This window comes from Leptolyngbya sp. FACHB-541 (genome assembly GCF_014695875.1).
GTDB lineage: Bacteria > Cyanobacteriota > Cyanobacteriia > Elainellales > Elainellaceae > JAAUTN01.
In genome coordinates this window covers 214,674-236,827 of the sequence record NZ_JACJPC010000110.1, presented here as the reverse complement: position 1 = coordinate 236,827, position 22,154 = coordinate 214,674, and the positions used below count along the sequence as shown (strand labels likewise).

Annotated in this window: 18 protein-coding genes and 1 tRNA gene; 16 read left to right on the top strand and 3 right to left on the bottom strand. The window is 49.2% G+C overall.

Going from position 1 to position 22,154, the window contains the following annotated elements; genetic code table 11:
- Nucleotides 1–91: 91 nt before the first annotated feature.
- The 4 genes from rdgB (at nt 92) to H6G00_RS23570 (ending at nt 5,300) form a co-directional block, all read left to right on the top strand.
- The gene (gene rdgB, locus H6G00_RS23585) at nt 92–691 is read left to right on the top strand and encodes an RdgB/HAM1 family non-canonical purine NTP pyrophosphatase (RefSeq protein ID WP_190798612.1); all 600 of its coding nucleotides are present in this window, start codon (nt 92–94) and stop codon (nt 689–691) included.
- Nucleotides 692–801: 110 nt separating this feature from the next.
- Nucleotides 802–882: transfer RNA gene (locus tag H6G00_RS23580), tRNA-Leu, on the top strand.
- A 138-nt stretch (nt 883–1,020) separates the two neighbouring features.
- On the top strand, nt 1,021–1,650 hold the full coding sequence (locus tag H6G00_RS23575; protein ID WP_190798611.1) for a chorismate lyase: 630 nt from the start codon (nt 1,021–1,023) through the stop codon (nt 1,648–1,650).
- 470 nt (nt 1,651–2,120) lie between these two features.
- On the top strand, nt 2,121–5,300 hold the full coding sequence (locus H6G00_RS23570; RefSeq protein ID WP_190798610.1) for an EAL domain-containing protein: 3,180 nt from the start codon (nt 2,121–2,123) through the stop codon (nt 5,298–5,300).
- 10 nt (nt 5,301–5,310) lie between these two features.
- Here H6G00_RS23570 and pheS read toward each other — a convergent pair whose 3' ends face one another.
- Nucleotides 5,311–6,312, bottom strand: a complete 1,002-nt coding sequence (gene pheS / locus H6G00_RS23565; protein ID WP_190646146.1) for a phenylalanine--tRNA ligase subunit alpha — start codon at nt 6,310–6,312, stop codon at nt 5,311–5,313.
- A 105-nt stretch (nt 6,313–6,417) separates the two neighbouring features.
- Here pheS and surE point away from each other — a divergent pair, with 105 nt between their 5' ends.
- The 9 genes from surE to opcA all read left to right on the top strand — a co-directional run bounded on the left by surE (nt 6,418) and on the right by opcA (nt 16,962).
- Nucleotides 6,418–7,257 carry a 5'/3'-nucleotidase SurE gene (gene surE / locus H6G00_RS23560; protein WP_190646147.1) on the top strand — a complete coding sequence of 280 codons (840 nt, stop codon included), beginning with the start codon at nt 6,418–6,420 and terminating at the stop codon, nt 7,255–7,257.
- Between the two features lie 285 nt (nt 7,258–7,542).
- Complete coding sequence (locus H6G00_RS23555; RefSeq protein WP_190798609.1) at nt 7,543–8,538, top strand: MBL fold metallo-hydrolase; 996 nt, start codon at nt 7,543–7,545, stop codon at nt 8,536–8,538.
- Nucleotides 8,539–8,607: 69 nt separating this feature from the next.
- Nucleotides 8,608–9,585, top strand: a complete 978-nt coding sequence (locus tag H6G00_RS23550; RefSeq protein WP_190798608.1) for a bifunctional riboflavin kinase/FAD synthetase — start codon at nt 8,608–8,610, stop codon at nt 9,583–9,585.
- Nucleotides 9,586–9,695: 110 nt separating this feature from the next.
- Entirely contained in the window at nt 9,696–10,604 is a 909-nt protein-coding gene (locus tag H6G00_RS23545) for a MoxR family ATPase (RefSeq protein WP_190646150.1), read from the top strand.
- 136 nt (nt 10,605–10,740) lie between these two features.
- A complete protein-coding gene (locus H6G00_RS23540; protein WP_190798607.1) occupies nt 10,741–11,328 on the top strand; it encodes a type II secretion system protein in 588 nt (195 codons plus the stop codon).
- Between the two features lie 225 nt (nt 11,329–11,553).
- Nucleotides 11,554–12,633, top strand: a complete 1,080-nt coding sequence (gene fbp, locus H6G00_RS23535) for a class 1 fructose-bisphosphatase (protein WP_190646152.1) — start codon at nt 11,554–11,556, stop codon at nt 12,631–12,633.
- 83 nt (nt 12,634–12,716) lie between these two features.
- Complete coding sequence (tal, locus tag H6G00_RS23530; protein WP_190646153.1) at nt 12,717–13,868, top strand: transaldolase; 1,152 nt, start codon at nt 12,717–12,719, stop codon at nt 13,866–13,868.
- 118 nt (nt 13,869–13,986) lie between these two features.
- The gene (gene zwf, locus H6G00_RS23525) at nt 13,987–15,516 is read left to right on the top strand and encodes a glucose-6-phosphate dehydrogenase (RefSeq protein ID WP_190798606.1); all 1,530 of its coding nucleotides are present in this window, start codon (nt 13,987–13,989) and stop codon (nt 15,514–15,516) included.
- Nucleotides 15,517–15,642: 126 nt separating this feature from the next.
- Nucleotides 15,643–16,962 (top strand): glucose-6-phosphate dehydrogenase assembly protein OpcA, encoded by a 1,320-nt coding sequence (gene opcA / locus H6G00_RS23520; protein WP_190690180.1) that lies wholly within the window; start codon nt 15,643–15,645, stop codon nt 16,960–16,962.
- A gap of 99 nt (nt 16,963–17,061) precedes the next feature.
- Here the strand turns inward: opcA and H6G00_RS23515 are convergent, their stop codons facing one another.
- Complete coding sequence (locus H6G00_RS23515; protein ID WP_347278220.1) at nt 17,062–17,652, bottom strand: DNA-3-methyladenine glycosylase; 591 nt, start codon at nt 17,650–17,652, stop codon at nt 17,062–17,064.
- A 263-nt stretch (nt 17,653–17,915) separates the two neighbouring features.
- Between H6G00_RS23515 and H6G00_RS36240 the strand changes: the two genes are divergently transcribed.
- Nucleotides 17,916–18,038 (top strand): hypothetical protein, encoded by a 123-nt coding sequence (locus H6G00_RS36240; RefSeq protein WP_277881944.1) that lies wholly within the window; start codon nt 17,916–17,918, stop codon nt 18,036–18,038.
- Nucleotides 18,039–18,099: 61 nt separating this feature from the next.
- On the top strand, nt 18,100–19,779 hold the full coding sequence (locus H6G00_RS23510) for an MBL fold metallo-hydrolase (protein ID WP_347278216.1): 1,680 nt from the start codon (nt 18,100–18,102) through the stop codon (nt 19,777–19,779).
- Between the two features lie 147 nt (nt 19,780–19,926).
- On the opposite strand, the gene H6G00_RS23505 is transcribed toward H6G00_RS23510, so the two are convergent.
- A complete protein-coding gene (locus tag H6G00_RS23505; protein ID WP_190646156.1) occupies nt 19,927–20,238 on the bottom strand; it encodes a DUF6679 family protein in 312 nt (103 codons plus the stop codon).
- 809 nt (nt 20,239–21,047) lie between these two features.
- Here H6G00_RS23505 and H6G00_RS23500 point away from each other — a divergent pair.
- A complete protein-coding gene (locus tag H6G00_RS23500) occupies nt 21,048–21,794 on the top strand; it encodes a creatininase family protein (protein WP_190798605.1) in 747 nt (248 codons plus the stop codon).
- The last annotated feature ends 360 nt before the right edge of the window (nt 21,795–22,154 follow it).

The window sequence follows — 22,154 nt, the reverse complement described above, 5'->3', positions numbered from 1 at the left end:
CTGGTTGTGTGTAGGGCTGGATATAACCGAGCACCCAGGACTGATGACCAGTGACCCACACCCAACCTTCATTCAAAAATTTTGTAGGTTTATGGCACGACTAGTTGTAGCGACGGGTAATCCTGGCAAGCTCAAGGAAATGCAGGCATACCTGACTGGGCTCGATTTGGAGCTAGTCCTAAAGCCAGCAGAATTAGACATCGAAGAAACGGGGGAGACATTTGCTGAGAATGCCTGTCTGAAAGCATCACAAGTTGCAAAGGCGGTGGGGGAATGGGCGATCGCCGACGATTCTGGTTTAGCGGTCGATGCTTTGAACGGGGCACCGGGACTATATTCGGCTCGCTATGGCAACTCTGACTCTGATCGGATAGAGCGATTGTTATCTGAACTCGGTGATACGCAAAATCGCCGGGCTCAGTTTGTTTGTGTGGTGGCGATCGCCCGTCCCGATGGCTCCATTGCCTTGCAAACCGAAGGCATTTGTCCCGGGGAAATTCTTCATGCCCCTCGTGGCACGGGCGGCTTTGGCTACGACCCCATCTTTTACGTACCAGAACAACAAATGACCTTTGCCGAAATGTCGCCTCAAACCAAACACGCGATTAGCCACAGAGGGCTGGCCTTTCAGCAGCTATTGCCAAAGCTGTCGCAAAGTGGAAAAGACTTTTTCGAGCAATATGAGCAATAGATACGAGACACGATATACAAGAGGTAGCTTTATGGTTTATGCTTAGAAGCTGGAACCGGTAGCTAGCTTGTCAGAGCAATTCGAAAAGTTAGCTGGTGGTATTCAGACCTGCGGATGTGGCGGAATTGGTATACGCGCACGTTTGAGGGGCGTGTGGCTTTGCCTTGCGAGTTCGAGTCTCGCCATCCGCATTACCAAAACTTTCAATACGTCTCCGAAGATCAGGTCCAGCAAACTGGGAAGCTAGATCATCGGATTGTGATTTCGATCTGTAAGTTCTCCGCGAGAGGATTTATGATGAATAGGAAGATAAAGTTTTGTAAACAAAATTGACTCAAGCCTTTCAACCGACCAGAGGTACAGCGGTTTCTACCGCGTGGCACAAGCTCGACTCTTCATGGCAAGGAGATGAAGTGGTCGTGCAGCGAGGACTTCCCCATGAACAACTGGCACCCGCCTGGCAAATGTTGCTTTTGGGTGACGGTTCACCAACTCGGCACCTACAGTTATTGACGGGTGAGCCAACCGAGGTAGACGTGATTGACATGTCTCTGATTGGCAACGACTTAGATCAGGCCCCTGACTTAATTCAAAGAGTTCCGGGTCCACGCTTACGCCGTCAGGTTTGGCTACGAACGGCATCTGGGCAGCGGTTAGCTTATGCCACTTCCTGGTGGGAAGCAAGCCACGTAGATGAATATTTGCAAAATCGATCGCTACCCATTTGGGCAAGTCTAACTCGCCTGCGAACAGAGCTACACCGCGATGTGCAGGGAATTCATTATGGTCACTCAACTGCTCTAGAACTCGCTTTTGAGCAGAAAGGTCCTTTTTGGGGTCGTTATTACCTGTTTTGGCATCATGGGCAGCCACTAACGCTAATTTATGAAGTTTTTTCGCCCTATCTAGCGAAATATTTGGGCAATATTCGAAGCGGCAGTGGCTCTAACTCCCTCTAAACAGTTCAAAACAGTCCTCGTTCAGAGATTTTCTGGAAGAGAGGCAGAAAATGCTGTATTCAAATGGGCCCTACAGCGTTAGGAGTTGTTTGTGTCCGTGGAGTACTTTTAAGAGTACTTTTTAGAAATATTATTTTCTGAATAGTCCGGATTCGGAGAAGGGCTCTGTGCTGTGCCAGTTTTGTCTAGACGTGTATCTGGGCAATCTATCAGAGCAACACATTGAGCTTACAGTCCTTTTCTATCTAGACCTACCTTTAGGAGGCTGGGAAGTCTTTTATAACTCTAAATTGGGTAGGTTGAGCGCTTTAAGTTACATCTGTTGCACTCTATCCTCCTTACTTATTCACTTCCTTCATTTCCTGATATTCACCTACTGAGATTCATATTGTTTCCCCATGCCAAACGGTTCTCGTTAGATCGATTTGGCTATTTCGTGCTTACCTTGCCACTAATTCATTGTTGAGATAATGACCGCGAAAGAAAGGAGGCGAACGATTGATCTGGGTGCTACGACTGCCCATTTGCTGCAAACATTAACGCTTTCGATTGGGGCTTCTCCCGATTTTGAAACAGCACTCGAGGTTGTTTTGCAGCAGGTTTGTCGGCTCACAGATTGGGCCTTTGCAGAAGCCTGGATTCCTGATGTTAAAGCAGAGGTGCTAGCCTGTAGCCCAATTTGGCACAGCAGCAGCACGTCTCAGGCAATCCTCCAGTTTCGGGAGTTTAGCGAAACGCTGACTTTCCCATCAGGAGTAGGGTTACCAGGTCGGGTTTGGAGTAGCCAGCAGCCAGAGTGGGATTCTGATGTTTCCTGGCAGTCTGAAACTGCTTTTCCACGGGTAGAGTTGGCGATCGCCGCTGGCTTAAGGTCAGGTTTAGGAATTCCAGTCGTTGCAGATGGACGAGTTCTTGCTGTGCTGGTGTTTTTTATGCAAGATTCTCGGCAGGAAGACTGGCAGTTAGTGAAGCTGGTGCGGGCGATCGCGGCTCCTCTAGGAATGCTGATGCAGCTCAAGCAAACCGAAAAGAATCTTCAAGAGAAAGAAGAATTTTTGCGTTTGCTGTTAGACAATATTTTTCCAAAAATTTTCTGGAAAGACCGAAGCTCTGTTTATCAAGGTTGTAACCGTAAGTGGGCTGAGTCTCGAGGCTTCAGCGACCCTAAAGATATTGTGGGTTTAACAGATTATGATTTGCCCCACCTGGCGGAAGCAGCAGTAAGCTACATTGAGCAAGACCGTCAGGTGATAGAAACAGGCATTCCAATATTGCGTCTGGTTGAATCTGAAATTGGTCTGGACGGGCAGCAAATTTGGCAGGAGATTAACAAAATTCCAATTCGCAATGCGGCAGGTGAGGTGATCGGGCTACTGGGAACGATCGAAGACATCACTGAGCGTTGCAGAGTTGAGGAGGCATTGAAACAGGCTGAGCAAAAATATCGCAGTATTTTTGAAAATGCCGTTGAAGGAATTTTTCAATCTTCGATTGATGGTAAGTATCTGACGGTTAACCCCATGCTGGCTCGGCTCTACGGTTATGACTCGGTGGAGCAGTTAACCAATAGCCTCACAGATATTCAGCACCAACTCTATGTCAATTCCGATCGCCGCACTGAATTTATCCGTTTGTTGCAAGAGCAAGATGTCGTGCGCGGGTTTGAATCTGAAATATATCGGCGAGACGGCAACAAAATCTGGATCTTAGAAAATGCTCGGGCGATTCGAGATGCGGAAGGACAACTGTTGGGCTGTGAAGGCACTGTAGAGGATATTACCGATCGCAAACGGGCTGAGGTTGCGCTGCATCGGCGCGATAGTTTGCTTCAAGGTGTTGCAGATGCAACGCACTATCTGCTGACCAACTCAGATTGCGAACAGGCGATCGCCCAATCTCTCACTGCTTTGGGCACTGCGGCTCAGGTTGACCGGGTTTATATTTTTGAGAATCATGCTCATCCTCAAACGGGTGAAACTGCAATAAGTACTCGGTTTGAGTGGACTCGCCCAGAGATTCCTCCAATTTTGCATCAGTCGCGCTGGCAAAATTTGCCCTACATCAGCTCTGGGCTAGGTCGCTGGTATCGAACCCTGGCAGCGGGTCAGTCGATCGCCGGAATCGTCCGCTTTCTCCCCCCAGCAGAGCAAAAGCTGCTGAGCCGGGAGAAGATTCTGTCTATGCTGATAGTGCCGATCTTTGTAGAGGAAAAGTTTTGGGGCTACATCGGGCTAGATGATTGCCACTCAGAGCGGGAGTGGTCAAAGAATGAAGAGTCGATTTTGATGGCGATCGCTGCCAGCATCGGAGCCGTTTTACAGCGCCGTTGGACAGAAGATATGATTCGCTATCAAGCGTTTCATGACTTGCTGACGGGCTTGCCCAACCGCATTTTATTTGGCGATCGCCTGGAGCAAGCGATTGCTCAAGCACAACTGCATCAAAGCATGATTGCGGTGATGTTTCTCGATCTAGATCGGTTCAAAACCATCAATGACACCCTGGGACACGCGATCGGTGACCAGCTTCTCCAAAACTCTTCCCAGCGTTTGATTAGTTGTATCAGGGAAAGCGATATTGTTGCCCGGTGGGGAGGTGATGAGTTCACTCTGCTGTTGCCCCAAGTGACCTGTGCTGAAGATGCTGCTCAGATTGCTCAGCGCATTCTTGAGGTGATGCAGCCAGCTTTTAACCTGGAAGGACACGAACTTTATGTGACTAGCAGTATTGGCATTGCGATTTCTCCCCAAGATGGTACAGATGCCCAATCGCTGCTCAAAAATGCGGATGCTGCGCTTTATCGCGCCAAAGATCAGGGACGCAACAATTACCAGTTTTATACGGCGGCAATTAGCTCTGAGGTGTCTGAGCTGCTGATTCTAGACAACAGCCTGCATCGTGCGCTTGAGCGGCAAGAGTTTGTCATCTACTACCAGCCTCAGATCAATGTCTGCACAGGCCAAATCACCCAAATGGAAGCACTGCTGCGGTGGCAGCATCCGGATTTAGGCATTATTCCTCCTCAAAAATTTATTGGCTTGGCAGAAGAAAATGGCTTGATTATTCCGATTGGAGAATGGGTGCTGCAAGTTGCCTGTGCTCAGTGCAAAATTTGGCAGACAATGAATTTACCCCCAGTTCGGATGGCTGTTAACCTTTCGGTGCGCCAGTTTCAACAGCCTCAACTGACAGAGAAAATCATGCAGGTTCTCCAGACTAGCGAACTCAGTCCTGCACTGCTTGAGCTAGAAATTACTGAAACTGCAGCTATGGGAAATATCGACTTCAGTATCGGTATGCTGCATGAGCTGAGGGCAATGGGAGTTCGCATCTCAATGGATGATTTCGGCACGGGCTATTCGTCGCTTAGCTACCTGAAGAAATTTCCGCTCGATACGCTCAAGATCGATCGCTCTTTCATTCAAGATCTGACAGACAATTCTGAGGATGTCGCCATCATCACGGCGATCATTGCGTTAGGGCAAGGACTCAAGCTGTCAGTCGTGGCAGAAGGGGTGGAGACTGAGAGCCAGATGAACTGCTTGCGATCGCTCCACTGTCAGGAGATGCAAGGCTATTGGCTCAGTCCACCCCTAGATGCTCAAGCTGCCACCCAATTCCTCCAAACGCACCTGCAAACTGCGCCCTAGAACTGTCGCCCTAGAACTGTCGCAAAAATCTCAGGTCGCTGGTGTACAGACGGCGAATGTCATCTAACTGGTGCAGCACCATTGCAAACCGCTCAACGCCAAAGCCTGCCGCAAACCCTGTATAAACTTCGGGGTCGTAGCCCACAGCCTTCAGCACGTTTGGGTCGACCATGCCGCAGCCCAACACCTCTAGCCAGCGACCCCGCCACCGCACGTCCACCTCAGCAGATGGCTCTGTGAATGGGAAAAAGCTAGGGCGAAAGCGAATCTCTACATCACCAAACATCGACTCCAGGAAGATTTTGATCGTGCCCTTCAGGTCAGTGAAAGTTAGCCCTTCGTCAACAGCCAAAATCTCGAGCTGATGAAACACGGCAGAATGAGTGGCATCAACCGTATCTCGCCGATAAACACGCCCCGGAGCCGCCACCCGAATGGGCGGATCATTGGCTTCCATATAGCGAATTTGCACCGATGAGGTATGGGTTCGTAGCAGATTGCCATCGGGTAGGTAAAAGGTATCCTGCATGTCACGGGCAGGATGGTCAGCAGGAGTGTTCAGCGCTTCAAAGTTATAGTAGTCGGTTTCCATTTCCGGGCCTTGGGCTACGGTATAGCCCAAACCCACCAGCACATCTAGCGATCGCTCAATCGTACTAGTCAAGGGATGGATATGTCCCTGCGGTATATACACCCCTGGCATCGTTACATCCAGGGTTTCAGTTTCCAGTTGGGCTTCAATTTGAGCTGCTTGCAGGGCTGTCCGTCTCTGCTCAAGGGCTGCTTGCAGCGCTTCCTTGACTTCGTTCGCCAGAGCCCCAATGCGGGGACGCTCCGCCGCATCCAGTCTGCCCATATTGCCCAATACCTGAGGAAGCTGTCCCTTTTTGCCCAGATATTTAATCCGCAGTGGCTCAAGTTGCTCCAGGGTTTCGGCAGTGGCGATCGCCTGCTGAGCTTCTTGGCGCAAAGTTGCTAGTTGAGACTCAAGCTCGCTAAGCTGTGTGGTCATGCTCGTAGTGGCCTAAGGTAATCGTCAAAATAGTCATGCGGACAAGGGCTGGGATACGATGCCAGCATACCTCAGTCTATCTCTTTAATTATCACAAGTGACTGCATGAACCTGCTGATTAGTAATGACGACGGCATCTTTGCCCAAGGCATTCGTACCCTCGCAAATACCCTAGCAGCCGCTGGGCATCAAGTTACAGTCGTTTGTCCCGATCGCGAACGCTCAGCCACTGGGCACGGCTTGACCATTCATGACCCCATTCGGGTAGAGGCAATCGATTCAATTTTTCACCCAACCGTGAGAGCCTGGGCTTGTTCGGGCACCCCCTCTGACTGCGTCAAGCTAGCCCTGGGAGGACTAATGGATAGCCCCCCTGAGATCGTTTTGTCAGGGATCAATCATGGCTCTAACTTAGGAACGGATGTGCTTTATTCCGGTACAGTCTCCGCTGCAATGGAAGGACTGATAGAGGGGATTCCCAGCATCGCTTTTAGTCTAGCTAGTTCTTCTACTCAAGACTTTCAGCCTGCTGCGAATTTTGCTCAAACCCTAGTCGATCGCATTTCCAGACAACCCTTGCCTTCCGCTATGCTGCTCAATGTCAATATTCCAGCAGTTCGTCAGCAAGACATTATCGGGGTTGCACTGACTCGTCAAGGAATCCGCCGCTATTTCGATACGTTTGAAAAGCGGATCGATCCTAGAGGCAAAACCTATTACTGGCTGGCTGGAGAGCTAATCGAAGAAATTTCTGAACCGGATCAGATAACTACAATGGCGGGTGTACCTGACCTTAATCTAGAGTGGGCAAATCAAACAATGACTGATGTACAGGCAATTCGTCAAAATTACATCACAGTCACACCACTCCAGTACAACTTAACGTGTAAGCTAGGACTAGCAAATTTGAAGGATTGGCAGCTAAATTTTTTCAAAAATCCCTGAATCGGGTGATTGATTTGGTAGATATTATGAGTTCTCAAGATTGATAGTGAGAAAACAGTCTAAACTAGAAGCAGTAGGCAGCAGTCCGACCGGGTTGAAGTACCTGTCTGCTGGTTTAGAAACCTTGGGCGTGGGTGCTTCGTAAAGTTTTCTACCAATCTGCAACAGAGGTTATGTTCCCAGGGCAGTGTCTACAAGATCTGGGTTAACTAGGATTTAAGGTTGTGGACGCTTGGAATCGAAACTCATCTTTTGAGACTCGGTGGAATCCAGAAAGAGATACTCATGTCTAACATGCAAGACCAATTTACAGTTCATTTCTGGGGTGTGAGAGGAAGCATTGCCTGCCCAGGGGCAGAGACGGTACGCTATGGCGGCAACACGTCTTGTGTAGAAATGCGGGTTGGTGGTCATCGCCTCATTTTTGACGGCGGAACGGGTCTGCGAGTGTTAGGGCAAACCCTTCTCCGAGAAATGCCGCTTGAGGCGTACATGTTCTTCACCCACTCGCATTGGGATCACATTCAGGGGTTCCCGTTCTGCGTCCCAGCTTTTATTAGGGGCAATCGTTTTCACATCTATGGAGCAGTCGCGCCCAACGGTTCCACTATTGAGCAGCGGTTAAACGACCAGATGCTTCACCCCAACTTTCCGGTGCCGCTGCAAATAATGGGGGCTGAGCTGGAATTTAACGATATTGCGGTGGGCGAGCCCGTCCAGATTGACGATATTCTCGTCGAAAACGCACTGCTCAATCACCCCGGTGAGGCAGTCGGCTATCGAGTGAACTGGCGGGGGTGTGTGGCAGCTTACGTTACCGATACTGAACATTTCCCCGATCGCCTCGATCCGAATGTCCTGTGGCTGGCGCACGAAGCCGACATTTTGATTTACGACGCAACCTACACCGATGAGGAATATTACTCTGAGAAGTCGAGTAAGGTTGGCTGGGGCCATTCAACCTGGCAAGAAGCTGTCAAAGTGGCGAAGGCCGCGAACGTTAAAAAGCTGGTAATCTTCCACCACGATCCTTTGCATAGCGATGACTTTATGGATCGGGTGAAAGAGCAAACGGCTGAGCAATTTCCAAATAGCGTTGTCGCCTGGGAAGGTCTAGAGCTGTCGCTTACGCCTCCAGCAGTTGCGACTGATGCAAATGGGGACGGGGCTAATGCAAATTCAAATGGCTCTGAGGCTCATCATACCAATGGTTCGAGCAATAGTTCGATTGAGGCAGGGGCGCTCGCTAGACCCGAAAAGCAAGTTTCTGCCCAAATCTAAGCCTCATTTTGGCTTCAAAAATTGCTTCAAAAGTTGGGCAACAAGTAGATGTATGTCAGAATGTAAAGCGTGTGGATCACTTCTTCTCTGACTACAGCTAAATCTCCAACTCTCGTTGCTCTGGGAAATTTTGATGGGGTGCACCGAGGGCACCAGCAGGTTATCCAACCTATCCTGTCTGCTGCCTTAGCTGCACCCGAGACGGGGCGTCCTACGGTCGTCACCTTTCGCCCCCACCCTCAAGAGTTTTTTTCGGGACAAAGCCGTCCTCTGCTTACTCCTCTGGACGAAAAGGCATCCTATCTAAGCAAGTTAGGGGTTGAGCAGCTAGTTTTGCTGCCTTTTGATCGAGCGCTGGCTGATTTGACTCCTGAGCAATTTGTTGAAACGGTTCTAGTACAGCATTTGCAGGCTCGGCAGGTTAGTGTGGGGGAAGATTTTTGTTTTGGACGCAAGCGATCAGGAACAGCAACAGATTTGCAGGCGATCGCTACTCCCTTCAACATTCAGGTACAAATCGTTCCCCTTCACACTGTGGATGGGGAGCGGATTAGCAGTTCTGCAATTCGTCAGGCGCTTCAAGAAGGGAACCTCACCAAAGCCAATCAGCTTCTAGGCAGACCGTACAGCCTGGTTGGTCAAGTCGTTGAAGGGCAGCAGCTAGGCAGAACGATTGGTTTTCCTACAGCTAACCTAAAACTTCCTGCTGAGAAGTTTTTACCGCGTCAGGGAGTCTACTGCGTTTGGGTTTACTTGTCTAAACCGACTGACCCTTCTGCATCCAATCACTTGGCACAGGCGCTACCCGGTGTGATGAATCTTGGTCATCGCCCTACCGTAGGCGGAGTTCAGCAAACCGTGGAAGTCCACCTGCTGGACTGGTCAGGCGACCTGTATGGGCAAACGTTAACCGTAAGTCTTGCAGAATTTTTGCGTCCAGAACAAAAATTTGCTTCCCTGGAAGAATTAAAGGCACAAATTCAGTCCGATTCCACAAGCGCTCGCTCTATCCTTGCTGCTGCTCCAGCTGCCTCTTCAGGAGTTTGATCAATTACAATCTCCTCGAAAGTAATACCTATTACAAAAATCCTGGACAGAGAGTAGTCGTTTAGGTTAGGCATAGATGGAATTTGGATTGTAGGGTATTTAACAGGTTTATGAGAGAGAGCATCGAGCGACTAACGCAAAATCTGGGACGCACTATCGTTGGAAAAACGGATGCAATTCGGCTGGTGATGGTTGCTCTCTTATCGGGAGGACATGCTCTGCTCGAAGACGTGCCTGGGGTCGGTAAGACCCTATTGGCAAAGTCTCTGGCTCGCTCAATTGACGGCAAGTTTCAGCGCATTCAATGTACTCCTGACCTTTTGCCAACTGACGTGACAGGTACCAACATTTGGAACCCAAGTCGCGGTGAATTTGAATTTTTGCCAGGTCCAGTGTTTGCAAATATACTGCTGGCAGACGAAATTAATCGGGCAACGCCCCGTACTCAGTCAGCCTTATTAGAGGTAATGGAAGAACAGCAGGTAACAGTAGATGGCGTTTCTCGTGCTGTGCCTGCTCCTTTTTTTGTGATTGCAACCCAAAACCCAATTGAGTACCAGGGCACTTTCCCATTGCCCGAGGCCCAAATGGATCGCTTTGCAATCTCTCTCTCGTTGGGCTATCCCAGTGAGGTTGAAGAATTGCAGATGCTGCAACGGCTCAGCCATGATGTCACTCCTCAAGAATTGCAGCCTTGCGTTTCTCTGGAAGATATGAAAGCCCTTCGCCATCTTTGCATTCAAGTGAAAGTTGAAACCCACTTACAGCAATACATTCTTGATCTGGTGCGCTCAACTCGTCAGGATGAGGAAGTCATGCTGGGAGTGAGTCCGCGTGGCGCAGTCGCTCTACACCGAACCACTCAGGCATTGGCTTTTTTGGAGGGGCGAGATTACGCAATACCGGATGATGTTAAATTTCTCGCGCCTCATGTTCTGTCGCATCGGTTAATCCCAACCGGGGGACGCAAGGCAAAAGCGGTAGTTGAGCGGCTGTTGCGTTCTGTATCGATTCCCTAGTGCGGCGTTAACAAAGCTGTAGCCATCCATTGTCATGGATTCGTAGGAATTACATCGTTACAAAAAAGAATGAATGGGAATGCTGGGGGTGATTTGCAAGTAAAGCTTGCAGTCTTACAGTCACCAGGGTGTTGTCATGAAAGTTGGTCGCCGCGCTGCGCTTTGTTTCCTGCAAAGAACTGAAGCTGTTGCTTCTAGAAAACAAACTCGGAAGCTGACTAGAGGGCACACCTTGCAAGAGCTTTTAGTAGTGGTTGCAATAATGGGAATCTTGGCAGCGATCGCCGCACCTTCCGGCCTCGCCCTCTATCACACTTCCCAGGCCAACACAGCCCGCAGTCAAGTTCACCAAATCATCCGTCAAGCGCAGCGTGAAGCGATTCGACATCGTGTCAGTTGGCAGGCTAGCTTTCGAGACGTTAACGGCACAGTACAGTGGGCTGTCCATCCTGTTACAACGCTTCCAGCCTTAGCAAACTGGCAGAATTTAAACACGGGTGTACGAATTGATGTGGACGCCACAACCTTCGTGCCATCTAGCGGAATTTACAGAACTCAATTTAATCACAAAGGTCACGCAAATATTTTAGGGCGCTTAACCTTGTCTACTGTGACGAGCGGCGGCAAAATCAAACGATGTGCCGTCGTCTCTACCCTATTAGGAGCAGTAAGAGACGGACGTGGACACCCTCGCCCCGATCAAAACGGTAGATATTGCTACTAAAAATCACAGATTTCATCCGATCAAGCTTTTAAGTTCTTGCCCAATCTCGCAAAACCGTAAGTTTTCCCCCAAGTTTCTATAGTTCGTCTAAAGTTCAGCCCCGTTCTAGAGATGCCTTCCTAAGATAGAAGATAAGGGCACTCAGGCATTGCAATATTGAAGGCATTCAACTGGTTGCCTGATTGCAGCTTGAACTACAAATGCAGACGCGGAGGAAGGAATTTTATGGCTGATGCGGAACAACCGTTAGCTCAGGCCCCGACCCAAGACCGCTCTCTCGATCGCGATTGCACCACTCTATCTCGTCACGTTTTGCAGCAGCTTCAGAGTTTTTCATCCGAAGCTCAGGATTTAAGTGCGTTGATGACTCGGGTTGCGCTTGCCGCTAAGTTAATTGCCCGTCGCCTGACCAGAGCAGGGCTAGTTGAAGATGCGTTGGGTTTTACTGGACGGGTAAATGTGCAGGGAGAGTCCGTCAAAAAGATGGACGTTTATGCCAATCAGGTCTTCATTTCGGTCTTTGAGCAGAGCGGTTTGGTTTGCCGTCTAGCCTCTGAAGAGATGGAAAAGCCTTACTACATCCCTGAAAACTGTCCCGTTGGTCGCTACACTCTGCTTTATGACCCGATTGATGGTTCTTCCAACGTAGATATCAATCTGAACGTGGGAGCAATTTTTGCGATTCGCAGGCAGGAAGGCGAGGACCTTGACGAAACGGCTCAAGATTTGCTGCAAGATGGACGTGGACAAATCGCCGCAGGCTATGTGCTGTTCGGTCCCAGCACCATGTTGGTCTACTCCATTGGCAAAGGAGTTCACGCTTTTACCCTAGACCCCAGTTTGGGCGAATTTATTCTTTCCAGTGAAGACATTCGTATTCCTGAGCACGGCCCTGTTTATAGCGTGAACGAGGGCAATTTCTGGCAGTGGGATGAGTCGATTCGAGATTATATTCGCTACGTGCATCGGCATGAGGGCTATACAGCTCGCTATGGCGGGGCGCTAGTGGGAGATTTTCATCGAATTTTGTTTCAGGGTGGGGTGTTTCTCTATCCAGGGACAGTGAAAAAGCCAGAAGGAAAGCTGCGGCTGCTGTATGAGTCTGCGCCGTTAGCTTTTCTAGTGGAGCAGGCAGGCGGACGCGCCAGCACTGGTACTCAGGACATTCTGGATGTGATCCCCAAGCAGCTTCACGATCGCACCCCGCTGTTTATTGGCAGCAAGGAAGACGTTGCGCTGGTTGAATCTTTCATTCAGGAACGCGCAAGAGATCAGCAAGACCAAATGGCTGCTGCTCGATTGTGATAACTGAAGGAAACCGTTGAACAGAGCCGCTGGGTAAGTGAATCACGTTTGATACAAAGAATCTAATTAGGAGCGAATTTGTAATGACAGAAACAAATCATCTACTTGAGATCAAGCAGTACGGTCAAAGTATCTGGATGGACAACTTAAGCCGTGACTTGATTCAATCGGGCGAATTGAAGCAGCTCGTTGAGACAAAAGGAATTTCTGGAATTACCTCTAACCCAGCAATTTTTGAAAAGGCGATCGCCGGAAACGCAGTCTATGACGGCGACATTGAAGCAGGCATCCGGGCGGGTAAGTCGGTGCAGGAGATCTACGAGTCACTAATTTTTGATGACATTCGTAATGCTTGCGATATCCTGCGTCCAGTCTACGAATCGTCTAATGGCTTAGATGGCTACGTCAGCATTGAAGTGCCACCTTCAATTGCCCACGACTCCGAGATGACTACCAGTGAGGCTAAGCGCTATTACGAGGCGATCGGCAAAGAAAACGTGATGATCAAAATCCCTGGCACTGAGTCCGGTCTGCCTGCAGTAAAAGCCACTATTGCCGAGGGGATCAACGTCAACATCACGCTGCTGTTCTCAGTTCAAAGCTATATCAACACGGCATGGGCTTACATTGAAGGGCTAGAAGCACGGGCTGCTAAAGGCGAAGACATCAGCAAAATTGCCTCCGTCGCCAGTTTCTTCCTCAGCCGCATTGATATCAACATCGACGAGCGGATTGAGCAAAAGCTGAAGGAAGGCACCGATCGCCTGGAGAAAGAAGCCAAGCTAAGACAGGTTATGGGTAAAGTGGCGATCGCCAATGCCAAAATTGCTTACCAGGAATACAAAAAGATTTTTGGGGGCGATCGCTGGCAGGCACTAGCCGCCAAGGGCGCAAAAGTACAGCGGCTCCTGTGGGCCAGCACTAGCACCAAGAATCCCGACTACAGCGATGTCATGTATGTAGACGAATTGGTAGGGCCCGAAACAGTTAATACTCTACCTCCCGCTACAATTGAGGCCTGTGCAGATCATTGCGATGTCGCTAGCCGCATTGAAACTGACGTTGACAAAGCTTACAACCTGATCGAAAGCCTCAAAGACCCAGACATCGACATCAACCTCGACGAAGTGATGGACGAACTGCTAACTGAAGGAATCGACAAATTCGTCAAGCCCTTTGAGTCCCTGATGAAATCTCTTCAGGAGAAAGTCGATCACCTCGCTCCCGTCTCATAGAAAGGTTAGTTAAGGTATGAGTTTTGAATCTTGAGCTAAGTGCTCTTTATTCAAAACTCATACTTCAAGCCTCTAAACTTCTACTTCAAATCTCCAAACTCCTACTTCCCCTCCTTCTATGGTTACTCTGCTCGAAAACCCCCTTCGCGTTGGCTTACAGCAAGACCGAATTCCGGAACCCCAAATTCTCGTGATCTTTGGTGCATCTGGCGATTTGACTCAGCGTAAGCTCGTTCCTGCTATCTACCAGATGAAGCTGGAGCGTAAGCTACCCCCCGAGTTAACCATCGTAGGAGTTGCCCGACGGGAGTGGAGCCACGACTTCTTTCGAGAACATCTTCGAGAAGGGGTCGAACAATTCGGCGGTGGACTTGGCGCAGAGGCAGCCTGGGAAGACTTTGCCAAAGGGCTGTATTACTGTGCCTCTGACATTGACAATCCGGCAGGCTATCAGAAGCTCAAAGCCTTTTTAAGTGAGTTAGACGAAAAACGAGGCACCCGAGGAAATCGAGTCTTTTACCTCTCAGTCGCGCCCCGGTTCTTTGCAGAAGCGGCCCAACAGCTTGGTAATGCAGGGATGTTAAGCGAGCCCCACAAGCAGCGTTTGGTGATCGAAAAGCCATTTGGTCGAGATTTGGGTTCGGCTCAGGTCCTTAACCGAGTGGTACGTCAGGTTTGTTCAGAAGAACAGATTTACCGGATTGATCATTATTTAGGTAAGGAAACGGTTCAAAACCTGATGGTCTTTCGCTTCGCTAACGCGATTTTTGAGCCATTGTGGAACCGTCAATTTGTCGACCATGTCCAGATTACTGTTGCTGAAACCGTTGGCTTAGAAGGACGAGCAGGCTACTACGAATCAGCAGGTGCATTGCGAGACATGGTGCAAAACCACCTCATGCAGCTTTTCTGCTTGACAGCAATGGAGCCTCCTAACTCTCTCGATGCTGACAGTGTTCGCAATGAGAAAGTGAAAGTGCTGCAAGCGACCCACCTGGCAGATTTAGAAAATCTGGAACTTTCAGCTATTCGAGGGCAATACACCGCAGGCTGGATGGGAGGAAAAGCTGTCCCTGGCTATCGGGATGAGGAAGGTGCTGATCCTAAATCCACAACTCCAACCTATGCTGCTCTCAAGCTCTACGTTGATAATTGGCGCTGGAAGGGAGTGCCTTTCTACCTGCGAACAGGTAAACGGATGCCTAAAAAGGTGACTGAAATTGCCATTCAGTATAAAGAGGTGCCATACCTGATGTTTCAGTCTGCTTCAAAGCAGGTGAATCGCAACGTGCTAGCTCTGCGTATTCAGCCTGATGAGGGAATTTCAATGCGGTTTGAGGTGAAGACTCCGGGCAACTCACTCAGAACTCGCTCTGTCGATATGGACTTCCGCTACGACACGGCATTTGGTCAGGCAAATGCAGACGCTTACGGGCGGTTGCTGATTGACTGTATGTTAGGGGATCAAACCCTATTTACTCGGGGTGATGAAGTAGAAGCATCCTGGCGTATTCTCACGCCGCTGCTAGAAGTTTGGGATGCTCCTGCTCCTGCAGAAGTGATTCCCCTTTATGAGGCTGGCACCTGGGAACCCGTTGAAGCTGAAATGCTGCTGAACCGGGACGGGCGAAACTGGCGTAGGCTTTAGGTGAGAGGCTGGGGGAAAGTTAGAGGATTTTGATCTCACTGGCTCTATCTCTGATTTTGCTTTTGTCAACAGTTCCAGTTCAGTATTTCAATTTATTACAACTCATCACTAACCTAAACGAGACAAATGACAACCCCAATCGTCGCCCTACAAAAACCGAAGGATATCTCCCTCGACGAGATTGAGGCAGAGCTTGGCAAAATTTGGCGTAGCCAGAGCGGTGGTGGTGCCACTCGTGCCGCTACGTTTAGCATGGTCGTCTATGAACCAGAAGAATTTCAGCAGCTCTTGGCAGCTCTTGGCTTTTATGATGGGCCCATTGATGGCATTCATGGACCACTCACCAAAACTGCAATTACAGAAGCTCAGAAAATCTATGGGCTACGGGTGACTGGACGGGTTGATTCTGAAACCTTGGCACGGCTACGCGAAGAATTTGCCAAGCAGCCTGCCGAGCGGATAGAGATTCCAAATATTAACGCTAGAGGATTTAGCATTAGTGATGCGATCGCTGCTCAAAACCCTTGTCGCATCATTACTCTCTCCCCGGTACTAGGAGAAGATGAGGGTGTGACTGCTCAAGTGTCTGCCTACTGTCCAATTCAAAAAAGTAGCGCTAGCAATCTGATTTGCTGTGAGTACATTACCCTGCGCGGCACCAAAGTAGCACTGGAACGGGTCACTGATCTCGTTGCTTCTCTGATGATCCCCGAACTGCCCAAGTTTGTCTGGTGGAAAGCAACGCCCAATCCTGAGCAGGAACTTTTCAAACGGCTGTCAACGTCCTGCCAGTGCCTCATTCTTGATTCCTGTTATTTCAGCGATCCAGAATCCGAATTTCTCAAGATGCAGGAGCTGATTGAAGCAAGAACCTATATTGCTGACTTGAACTGGCATCGGCTTGCTTCCTGGCAAGAACTCACGGCTGCTGCATTTGACCCCCCAGAGCGACGAGCTGCCCTGGGAGAAGTCGATCGAGTCACCATTGACTACGAAAAAGGAAACGCGGCTCAGGCGTTGATGTTCTTAGGTTGGCTTGCCAGTCGGCTGGAATGGGAACCCGTTGCCTTCACTGAAGAGGGAGGCGACTACGACCTGAAACATGTCAAGTTCAACGGTCCTAACGGTCGGCAGATAGAAGCAGAATTGGCGGCTATTCCTACGGCTGATTGGGGAGAGATTCCCGGTGATATGGTTGGTCTGCGTTTGACTTCGACTAACCTAAATGCTGATTGCTGCACCATTCTCTGCTCTGAAACAACGGGCTGTATGCGAATGGAGGCTGGAGGAAGCGCTCAAGCCTGTCGCACCGAGCAGGTAACTCCGATGTCTGACCAACGGGCAGAGTCTTTGCTCAGCCAGCAGCTACAGCGCTGGGGACGAGACATGCTGTATGAGGAAAGCTTGGCAGTCGTAGCAAAAATTTTAAGTCTATTGCCCGCCTGACAACGGATTTCTAGGGTAAATGGTAGCGCGGCTCTGCCGCGCTACCATTCATGCTTTAAAGAGTGATTCATGTAGGAGGTCAGCTCTGTAATAGCTTTGCTAAAGCTTGGAGACTGCTGGACAGTCTTTGATGTACCACCGCCAGGGAATATCTGTACCTTGGGTTAGCCCAATGCGAGTTGTCTGGACAAAGGCGATCGCCCCCTGCTCCAACTTGTGCTCAAAGGTCGGGCTGCGATGCTCTAGCCAAAGCGGTTGTCCAGGTAGAAGCGCCTGAGCGCTTAGGCTTAAGTCAATGTTGAAGGCACGGCACAGTTTACCAGGACCGGCTGCAATCCGGTTGAGTTTGCGTTCTGTTTGGCGATCGCTCCAGGGCGGCACCGTTTCCAATTCCAGAGCCCGAATCAATACCGCACTGGGTACCCCATCCAAATCGGTCACTACATTCAGGCAGTGATACATTCCATAGATTAGGTAAACGTAAGTCATGCCAGCAGCCCCAAACATTATCTGATTGCGCTTGGTCGGTCGTCGGTAAGCATGGCAAGCTGGATCGCCAGGGGCGTATGCCTCTGTTTCAACAATCAGTCCCCGATAAATCTGTCCAGATTCAACCTGACGAACTAGAGTACAGCCCAGTAAATCTGGAGCAACTTCCGTCGAGGGACGGGACAACCACTCAGGGGTAATGGGTTGACGAGCATTTTGAGCCGAATTTTCAGAGGATGGCTGTGGCAGAATTGAATTCACAAATTTTGCGATCGCGCTTTAACTTGATAGGATTGGAACAGGTCTAATCAGACCGTTTAAACATCTAACTCAAATTCTTTAATTGCTCAAATTTTCATAAATTTGGCTATTGCTCGATTTTGCTGCTCCGTTAGCTCACGCTGACTGAGTGTCACTCAGCTTTTTGTGTAACCCCTTGTATAAGCGAGACGCAAAAGAAAAACATGGATGTCAAACTAATTTTATTGGCGCTGACCCCTATCTTCATTTTGTCCTGTCTGTTTTTTGGCACACGCAACGGTTTTTACGATACCGACAACTATCACGGCAACGGCTCCGCTCACTAGTCTTTAGACGGCGAGGACAGCTTCACGTTTGGTGCCCTGACAATGGCAGGGAGGCTTTACCGTGACAGAACTAGAATGCTTGCCCTATGCAGTTGGTCATGCAGATGAAGGGGTTTGCTTGTTGGTGCAAATGGGACCCTATCGAGTCCTGCTAGATTGTGGGTTAGAAGATCTGTCTTTGTTTAAAGATAGCTCTAAGCAGGCACCTCCAGCAGATTTGGTTCTTTGCACCCATGCTCATCCCGATCATGCCAGAGGGCTTTTAGCGCTGCATCGGGCTTTCCCAAAACTACCGATTTATGCCAGTGAGGTCACGGCCCAACTGCTTTCGCTCAACTGGTTGGGTGAAGACGTGCCGATGTTTTGCCATGCCTTACCCTGGCGATCGCCCGTCGAGTTTCTAGATGGGCTAAGTGCGGAACTTTACCCCGCCGGTCACCTACCCGGGGCTGCTGCGCTGCTGCTCACCTACACCACCTCTGAACGCCCCTATACCCTGTTTTACACGGGAGATTTCTTGCTCTCTAGCTCCCGCCTGGTTGAGGGACTTCCCCTAGAAGAATTGCGCGGGCTTAAACCCGACGCTCTAATTGTTGAAGGCACCTATGGCACAGCCCGCCACCCTCATCGCCGTCAGCAAGAAAACCAGCTTGCTGAGAGGATTAATCAGGCGATCGCCGAGCAGCAATCTGTCTTGCTGCCCACTCCAACCTTGGGTTTAGGGCAAGAATTGCTGATGCTATTGCGAAGCCACCACCACTTTACCGGTCGCAATCTTGATATCTGGGTCGATAACACTGTCGCAGCAGGCTGCGATGCTTACCTCGATCTCCTGTCCTATTTCCCTAGCGCCGTCCAAAACTTTGCTCGCCATCAACCGCTCTTTTGGGACGAGCGCATTCGTCCCCGAGTTCGACGGCTGAGCCATGAACCAAACAATGGCAAAACGGCACCTCAACTCAATCATCCCTGTATCATCCTCACTCACAAGTCAGCGAATTTCAGCCAATATTGCCACCCCGACACCGGACCCTGGCTGCTGCTGCTGCCCCAATACCCAGGTCGAGTGGATTCAGTGGAATCTTCCATTGTGCAGAAGCTGCAAACCTCCAAATCTCTGCAATCTCAAATTCAGGCAGGACAACTGCTCGTAGATACCTACCTACTGGGCGACCACTGTGATGGTCCTGGCACAACTCAACTAATTCACAACCTGCGCCCTCAACATATTGTTTTTGTTCATGGTTCTCCAACCTATCTGTCAGATCTGACTAGTTTGGAGGAGCTACAAAATCGCTATCATCTGCACTCTCCTGCTGCTGGAGTGCGAGTCGAGTTGCCAGTGGGTGAAACCTTCCTGCAACCTGCTGCACCAGAAACCCACTACGAAGGAGAGTTAACTGAACTTGAAACGGCAATCATGGTAACGCTGCCCGATGCTTTAACTTCTGATCCACGCTGGCAAAATTTTGCTGATACAGGTTTAGTAGAAGCCCGCTGGCAAGGCGAAGAACTGGTTTTACGTGGGCTATCCCAGCGAGAGCTACTTAGCCGAGATAGTGAAACAAAAGTCTCTCTCAGCATCGAGTGCTGTCAAAATTGCCTCCACTATCGGGGACAGCGTTGCTGGAATCAAGCTTCTCCCTTGTTTGGCTTTAAAGTCACACCAGAAGGCTACTGTCCTGCCTTCGAATTTAGCCCCTCAGCCATAGAAGGAATGCTCGACGACGCAGAAAACTAAGCTTGAAGCCTGAGAAGCTTTGCTCACGCCAAAGCAAAAGGAATGGGGTAAGGCTAAACCTTACCCCATTCCTTATTTGTACGAGAACAGCAAACTTGACTTAGAAGAACACAGGGCTTTATACCCCGAAAGATGACTCAATCTTGGTTATTCTGGGTTGGATTCTGGATGACGATTGCGGATCTGTTCGGCTTCAGGACAATCATCAGAAACCATTGGTTCAACATCACCTCTGGGAACAGTGGCTAGTTTTTGGGTGACTGCTCCAATGCTCTCTAGTCGAACCATTTCTTCCCAAGAGCAGCTTTCATCCTCTTCTTCCGTCTCGTAGCGCAGCGTGACCAGATCTCCTTCAATATCAAGGATACGGGCACGTTCAATCCAGCGTTGCTGATCCCGCAAGAAAATCCAGACCTCGCGACCATCACAACAGAGTTGGTAGATCTTGCGGTGTAGCATATATCGCTCCTCCTGAGCAGGTAACTTTCAAATACTTGACCAAGCTGCGACTCTTAAACTACTGAATATAGCTTTCAAGTCTTGCAGCAAATCTGGTCTAGTTGGCCATGTCAAATGGGGCTTAATGAAATTTTGACCAGAAATAGAAATTTCTAAACAGGTAGGCTGCTAACAACCTGTTTTCAACGAAATAGTGTTATGAGGTAGCACTCAATAACGAGGTGTCGCTCACTGATAGCGTGCTGGTTGGGTCGGGAAGCCGAGCTTGGATCAAGCGGTAGAAAACGCTCTCAGGGCTTCTTCCAGAATCACAAGCAGCCGTTAAAGTGATCATCATAGAGCTAGTAAGATTTTAGGGAACTCAACTCAAGGCGATCGCAACCGAATTTAAGGCAATTAAAGCTTGAGTTGGATGACTTGTGAAGGGGGCAAGTTTGCATTCTAGGGATAATATGAGGACAAATTGCCAGATGTGCTAGCTTTCAGCGTTAGGCGCTTAGAACACGGTTAAGCCGATTTGCTAGAGCTCACGCCTAATGGCTAAGTTTAAAACATCTAACTTTACCCATCATTCTAGCGACTGTTGAGCAAAGTTTGGGGATCAATCGACCAGAATCTGGGCTAGAAGCTACAACGCTAGCATAGAACTAGCTGAGTCAAGATTTAGTGAAATTTTTGAGACATTATTTGAAATTTTTGCGTTGCAGGTTTAGACCGTTCATATTCCTATATAAAGCTGCAAACTTTGAAGCTCTGAGAAATTAGGATTAGCTCATTTGTTTGATTGAAGACAACGGACCGAAAAAAACATGTTATTGCATCTCAGCACCTGGATTGAAGTAGAAGCCTACTTGACCCAATCTCAAGGCATCATTCTGCCGATTGGCTCAACGGAACAGCATGGACCAAGTGGACTGATTGGCACGGACGCAATTTGTGCTGAGGCGATCGCTCGTGGCGTAGGAGACTCTACTCGAGCGATAGTTGGCCCAACTATCAATGTAGGCATGGCACTGCATCACACTGCTTTCCCAGGCAGTATCAGTCTACGCCCCAGCACCCTGATTCTAGTAATCCGAGACTACCTGATCAGTTTGACCAGAGCGGGGTTTACAAAGTTCTTCTTCATTAACGGACACGGTGGTAATATCGCTACGCTCAAGGCTGCTTTCTCTGAAAGCTATGCCGTTTTGTCAGACTTAAATCTACCGAATGCCGATCAGGTGCAGTGCCGCCTTACTAACTGGTTTACTTGTAGCTCAGTGCAGCACTTGGCCAGAGAGCTATATGGTTCACAGGAAGGCTCTCACGCTACTCCTAGCGAAGTTGCATTGACCCAATACGTTTACCCCGAAGCAATCAAGCAAGCTGAACTGTCGCCCGAAGTTGCCTCTGGACATCCCATTTATGGGGCTGCTAATTTTCGACAGCGTTACCCCGATGGGCGTATGGGTTCTAACCCTAATCTGGCAACCCCAGAACACGGCAGACAATTTTACGAATTGGCAGTCAAGGAGCTAAGCAATAGTTATTTGCAGTTTCTTAATTCAGTGTGAAATTCAGCACAGAACTAGAAACAAACAATTTACCTACTTTTTGAAGAGAAATCCTGTAGAAAACTGCGCTCCAAAAAAATGCATCTATAACTATTTTGTTGCAGTCACTTTAAGCTTGTTTCAAGCAATTATGATAGCAAGAGTGCTGTTTCAAAAAGTTAATAAAAAATCGATTGGATAGGGAGTATCAGTGTATCTACCAATTCTCTCTGGCTAGCTTGCTTCCTCGCAAACTGTACGGTTCAGGCATTGAAGAATCTTTTTTAGACAACGTTCGCTGCTACAAAAGTTAGGGAATGATGTCTATATTGAACAGCCGCTTGTTAAATAGATGGTTCACATAATGCCTGCGAGGGAAGG